The organism is Bacteroides sp. CAG:189 (assembly GCF_000432295.1).
Lineage (GTDB): Bacteria > Bacteroidota > Bacteroidia > Bacteroidales > Bacteroidaceae > Bacteroides > Bacteroides salyersiae.
The window spans coordinates 69,529-75,142 of record NZ_HF991085.1 but is presented as its reverse complement, the minus strand read 5'-3'; the positions used below and the strand labels follow the sequence as shown (position 1 = coordinate 75,142).

Below are 5,614 nucleotides of genomic sequence, written 5' to 3'. Positions count from 1 at the left end.
CCGGAACTTGCAGAACCGCCGGGTAACTCCCCTTTTTCTTCGGGACAATCAAGATTCCATACATACGAGAACCCGGACGATCGTTCTGAAAGCTTATATGATATACATTTTGAGTCGAAGTACATTTCTCTGGTAACAATATCATTTTAGGATCAAGAGGAACTTTACGAATCTCTTCAATAGATTGGTTCCAAAAACTATCAAAATCTTTCGGCTCAGAAGTAAACGGTAAAATCCGTTTCTCATCAATAGCCACCGTAGCCATCCCTTCATAATTATAACCATCCACTTTAGCAATTACTTTACAACGCAAAAATCCGGGTTCCTTCAGTGACGCTTTCAAAGTAGTCTTACCTTCTTTTAAAAGCACATCGGACTTCTTTTCAACAGGAAAAGATTCCGGTCCTATTTCATAATCCACTATCACGTCTTTCAACAAGTTCTCATCTTTGAAAACCTGAACAGCAAAAGTAACCTCTTCTTTCGACTTATATTTCCAGTCAGTTCGATTAGGAGCTACCACCACATTAACTAATTTCTGAGCAGGTTGAGCTTTTAGCCCGAAAGTACCTCCCCATAATAATGTCATGAGGAAGTAAAATGAAAATACATTTTTTTTCATATTAAAAATCTATTAATTTACGATTATTCAACTTAATCTATTAATTTATTTCTGTCATAATCAGGCGTGAATCTATCACCTTCATATTTCATCGGTATCAATCCGGGACGACAAGTAACATCATATTCGGAAGCCTGCGCCCCCCTCGGATTAAAAAACATAGTGGCCCACCAATCACCAGCTTTATCCATAAACAGATTATTATGACCACCTCCCGTTATCGCGTTATAACGTTCGCCGTACGGCCCGTATACATTATCAGAAGTAGCAATCACACAATCATAACTATAACGCGTATGTTTATCAGTAATTCCTTTCTTTTCCACATAAGTGTCTCCTGCCGAAGTTCGATGTGACCAAATAGCCTGCACCAAGTGATATTTTCCGGCATGTTTAAAAATAAAAGCTCCCTCAATATACGGTTCCGGAGAATATTTGGTTTCTTGTATATCCTTAAGTTCCTCTGCAAAACCACTCATATCAGGTTTCATTTTAGCGATATAATGATTATGTCCGACAAAGTAAACTGTCCCGTCTGTATCCTCAAACAAACTACCGTCTATTTGATTAAATAAAGGCCGATTCCTATTTCCTGCTATATTCTCATAAGGACCTTCCGGGTTATCCGTCATACTTTTTAATATAAAAGATCCTTTTCCACTAGCTGACTGATTAAGACAAGCAACAATAAACCACTTTCCTACACTCTTTATATAATGCAGTTCGGGTGCCCAAACAGCGCGAAAACAATTATCAAGCGAATCCCCATTAATCGATCTTTTTGGATATTCTTCATCAGTCCGATATATTTTGGGCTCTTTTTGCCAAGTTCCATCGCGCTCTAATGACCAGATCAATCCGCATGACTCCCATGTTTTCATATCTTTAGAACGCCAGAGATATAAACCGTCATTCCAATCCCAACAATGTAATTGTCCCCTAAAAATCCGATTAGGAGCAACAGTAGTACCCGTCATATAATAATAGCCATTAGGCCCTAAAGTTACCCATGTGTCTCTCATCCAATAATCAAATTCCGGTTTCACAAAAGATGGAATACGAGTTTTCGGTTCGCGTGTATCTGCTGCTCCGTATTCTTGAGCAAAAATTGAAAAAGCCATCGTCAACAAGCATACAGATAGAATAAATGTTTTTACTAAATTTTTCATATACTACGTTGTCATCCTTTCGATTAAAAAAGAAATAGTTCATCTAAAAATGAGAATAGCTACAAAATACGAAAATCAAAATTAGATTTAATTTTAATTTCAGGATTGATAATGAATGAAGTAGAAATTACTTCACCCAATACTCCCTCAGTCGTAACAACTGACATTTCTTTCACTCCTTCGACATATTCACCCGTATGTGGATTTATAATATGTTTACGCTTGTGCGAATCATTACCCGAAGTCGTCAGAAATTCGTTATAAAGCCAACCCTCTTTATCTTTAGCTAACCGGGAAGAGACAGTTCCTATTTTCCATCCTTTCCCATACGGATGGTTTCCCATAGCCAGAATAGAACTATTGCCTATATTAACAAGAACATCACAAGAATTATTTCTGACAAGAATATCTTTTACCCTGTCAAGTGCATACCCTTTTAAATAACCGGATAAATCGATCTGTACATCCGGATGGGAAAAGAATACAGTTTGATCCGTAGTACTAAGTAGGATGTCATTAATTCCATGCCGATAATTATTTTTAGAGTGTATCGTAACATCAAATACCCTGTCAGTCTTCCTATTATACTCAATACATTCCGACAAAATTGAAAATAATTCGGCAGTTATCTCTATTGCCGTACCACTAGCTAGGCGATTAATGAGGCTTATTTCACTCGTAGGATTAAACCGATTGCCTAACCTCTCTATTCGTTCTATCTCATTATAAATTTCTTCAGTAACAGCCAATGAATCAACCTGTGGTTGATTGCATAGTATAAGATCAATACGTGTATGCATCGCCTCGAACCATGCATAATAAATCGTTTTGCATGTATCTATTTGTTTATATATGTATTGGACAGGCATAAAATATTAAAAAACAATAAACAAAAACAGTCAGCAGTTAACCCTACCCGAAACAATCCGTATTCAATGTCCCTTATCAAACATGATTAATCAAGTTCTTTTATTTTAATATTCCGGAACCAAACTTCATCTCCATGATCTTGTAACAGGATATGTCCCGTTTCGGCGTTTCCGAAGTTAGGCCAAATATGATATTTACTATAAGCGACCAATGCATTCCACATTTGATTATTACGTTCATATTCCACTATTTTCACACCATTCAGCCAATGTTCTACATGATTATTTTTCACTACAACAGTAGCATTATTAAAAAGACCGTCACGGTATGGTTTACCGGCTTTGGCAGGTATCAAATCATATAAACTCCCTAACTTTCTGTTTCCGTTCACACCTAATTTCGCATCCGGATGCCTTTCATCATCAAGAATCTGAAACTCGCATCCGATAGAAGAGCCTTCACCCTTATTCAATTCTGTATCAACAAAATATTTCACTCCACTATTAGCTCCCTTGGTTATTTTAAAGTCAACACTTAAAATAAAGTTTCTATATTTTCTAATGGTAACAATATCACCACCATTAGTAGATTCACCACCATCCGATTTCAGAACTTTTAAAATACCATCTTCAATTACCCAACCTTTATCAGGAAATGTTGTAGATCTGGCCCCACGCCAGCCATTAGTGGTTTTACCATCCCATAACAATTTCCAGCCCTCTTCCCGCTCCTGTAACGACAAAGTATTAGATTCACTATTTTTTTGTATAGTCTGTGAAAAAACAGTAGTTACGAACGTTGCCATTAAAAACAACAAAGCAATCTTTTTCATTTTATTCGAGTATTATTAATATTAATTATTTTTTTTACCAAGATATACGCAATCAACAAAATACTCCGTAGTAAATACAGAACAACAGCCAACAAAAACACATAACCTACTTGAGTTGCTATTTCTTTAATAGAAGTACCATAAGTAACAATAGCATAAACATTTACCAAATTAGCCAAAAGAAAGCAAATCAAAAAAGTACGTATCTCTACTTTTTTTCTTTCAGCTGTTATAATCGTATCTTTCATAAAACAATTCTTTTATGATTCAAATAATCAATTTTATATGCATCAGGAAAAACTACAGCCTTTTCGGTCTCAATAGCTTCATGTCCAAGCAAACACAAAGCTGTTGCATAATAACCTTCTTCCGCGATATATTTGGGTTGTCGGTTTGTAATAACCGCTTCAACAAAAGAGTCCATCATTAAAGATGTTCCATCACTTTTAGGCCGTTCGCCCAAAATATATTCACCTACATTGTTATTCGCCGTTTCCGGTGCCCAACTCGTTCCCGCAAAGGGTAAAGAATCAAAAATTCGGTTTTCAACATCATTGATTAGCTGTAGAAAACCGGAAGCCGGCTCTACTGTTTCAAAATAATATTTCCCCTTCTCAAGTTCCATCGTTCCCAGATTTCCCAATATCTGTTCTTCCAGACCATAAAACTTATTAGAAATAATCGATTCAAAATTCAATTTTACACCATTATCAAAAATATAAATACAAGAAACATTATCATAGGTTTCGCGCCCATCTTTCCAATAGGTGATAGCACCGTGCCCCATGACTTTGTTGGGTATATTATGCATCGCCCAGGTACCGATTTGCACTTGATGACAGGCTAACTCAGTCATCAATCCCTTAGAATACTCTTTATACAACCGCCAATTTATATGTCTTTCCAGCTCTGGTGAAGGGACAGGACGACGCCAGTCATTGTTACGAAACCAATATGTACGAAAACCTTCCAATTCACCGAATTTACCTGCATGAATCATTTCCATAGCCTGTATGTAACGAGGATCAAAAAGGCGTTGCTGACCAGTAAAAAAAATCTTACCGGTAGTTCGGTGCTTTTCATACATCCGAAAAGAATCTTCTATTGTCATAGCCAACGCTTTTTCACAGTATACATGTTTACCGGCCTCAAAAGAATCAATCGCTATCCGAAAATGAGTATTCAGAGGCGTTGCTATAATAACCGCTTCTATTTCTCTATTCTCCAGCAGCCTACGATAATCATCATAAATCGTTGCCGTCGGATAAATCTTGAGAGCCTCATCAACGGAAGGTTGGTAGATATCGCATATACCGATCACATTCGCTTTTACGTTATTCTTTAGAAAACTCATTAAAAAACGTCCACGTGAACCAACTCCGATAATTCCTAAGTTCGCAACAAATTTATCCGTATGTTCTGCATCAGAAAGTACCGAAAGCCAAGGGCTGGATGCCAATAAAACGCTCCCTCCGGCTATTCCTATATTCTTTAAAAAGTCCCGTCTGTTCATAAATATTTTTTACAGTTTATAGAATTCCTCCCACTCCTTACGAGGTGGTGTTCCGACTAACAGTTGATTGGCAATGGCATTATTTGTAATTTGTTTCGAATTCCGATCAAATAACAATTTACTATTTAATCGTTGCGCAATTACCCCTAAGCAAAAGACTTGACTAAGCGGGCCAGCTATATGGAACGGAGACCGTGTTTGTTCCTGTCCCTTACACGCCAGCAGGAAATTCTCATAATGATTAGAAGAACTTTGAGGTACTTCTGGAAGTTTGGGGGCAATGTCATTTGCTTTCTCTTCAGGAATGATAGTCAGTGTACTACCATGACTTCCACCTTTAAAGGTCAATTCTTTACCATATATTATTTTTCCGGGATTAAGTTGTGACGGTATAATTTGTCCACTGGAAGGAGGCGGAATATTCGGATCTAAATCATTATTTCCATATCCGGCTGGTAACGGTGGCAAATTATCGATCCCATCATACCACGTAACATCGCAAGCAGGCATATTACCACGCTCAGGGAAGCGGAACAAAATAGTAGAAGAATAAGGAAAAAAGAACTTATTATGTCCGTTTGCATAAAGCATATCCACCTCAGCAGGAA

5 protein-coding genes and 2 pseudogenes are annotated in these 5,614 nt (G+C 37.2%); all 7 read right to left on the bottom strand.

Annotation, left to right across the window (positions count from 1 at the left end; all coding sequences use genetic code 11):
- The coding region (locus QVP90_RS12185; RefSeq protein WP_288204418.1) for an acetylxylan esterase at positions 1-622 on the bottom strand (622 nt) is incomplete at its 3' end.
- Positions 623-654: 32 nt separating this feature from the next.
- Positions 655-1,743 carry a family 43 glycosylhydrolase gene (locus QVP90_RS12180; RefSeq protein WP_376706735.1) on the bottom strand — a complete coding sequence of 363 codons (1,089 nt, stop codon included), beginning with the start codon at positions 1,741-1,743 and terminating at the stop codon, positions 655-657.
- Positions 1,744-1,850: 107 nt separating this feature from the next.
- Positions 1,851-2,591, bottom strand: a complete 741-nt coding sequence (locus QVP90_RS12175) for an FAD:protein FMN transferase (RefSeq protein ID WP_221659026.1) — start codon at positions 2,589-2,591, stop codon at positions 1,851-1,853.
- A 155-nt stretch (positions 2,592-2,746) separates the two neighbouring features.
- Positions 2,747-3,421 (bottom strand): annotated as a pseudogene (locus tag QVP90_RS12170) (3-keto-disaccharide hydrolase); the annotation flags it as partial.
- Between the two features lie 68 nt (positions 3,422-3,489).
- Positions 3,490-3,741 (bottom strand): hypothetical protein, encoded by a 252-nt coding sequence (locus QVP90_RS12165; RefSeq protein ID WP_021936589.1) that lies wholly within the window; start codon positions 3,739-3,741, stop codon positions 3,490-3,492.
- Positions 3,738-5,006, bottom strand: coding sequence for a Gfo/Idh/MocA family protein (locus QVP90_RS12160; protein WP_021936588.1), 1,269 nt, complete (start codon positions 5,004-5,006; stop codon positions 3,738-3,740). Before QVP90_RS12160 ends, QVP90_RS12165 begins: the two co-directional genes overlap by 4 nt.
- A 9-nt stretch (positions 5,007-5,015) precedes the next feature.
- Positions 5,016-5,614, bottom strand: a pseudogene (locus tag QVP90_RS12155) (gfo/Idh/MocA family oxidoreductase); the annotation flags it as partial.

What these genes read in the sequence shown, in the direction of transcription:
- QVP90_RS12175 (WP_221659026.1), bottom strand. Translation starts at nt 2,591, where the DNA reads ATGCATACACGTATTGATCTTATACTATGCAATCAACCACAGGTTGAT.
- QVP90_RS12180 (WP_376706735.1), bottom strand. Translation starts at nt 1,743, where the DNA reads ATGGCTTTTTCAATTTTTGCTCAAGAATACGGAGCAGCAGATACACGC.
- QVP90_RS12165 (WP_021936589.1), bottom strand. Translation starts at nt 3,741, where the DNA reads ATGAAAGATACGATTATAACAGCTGAAAGAAAAAAAGTAGAGATACGT.
- QVP90_RS12160 (WP_021936588.1), bottom strand. Translation starts at nt 5,006, where the DNA reads ATGAACAGACGGGACTTTTTAAAGAATATAGGAATAGCCGGAGGGAGC.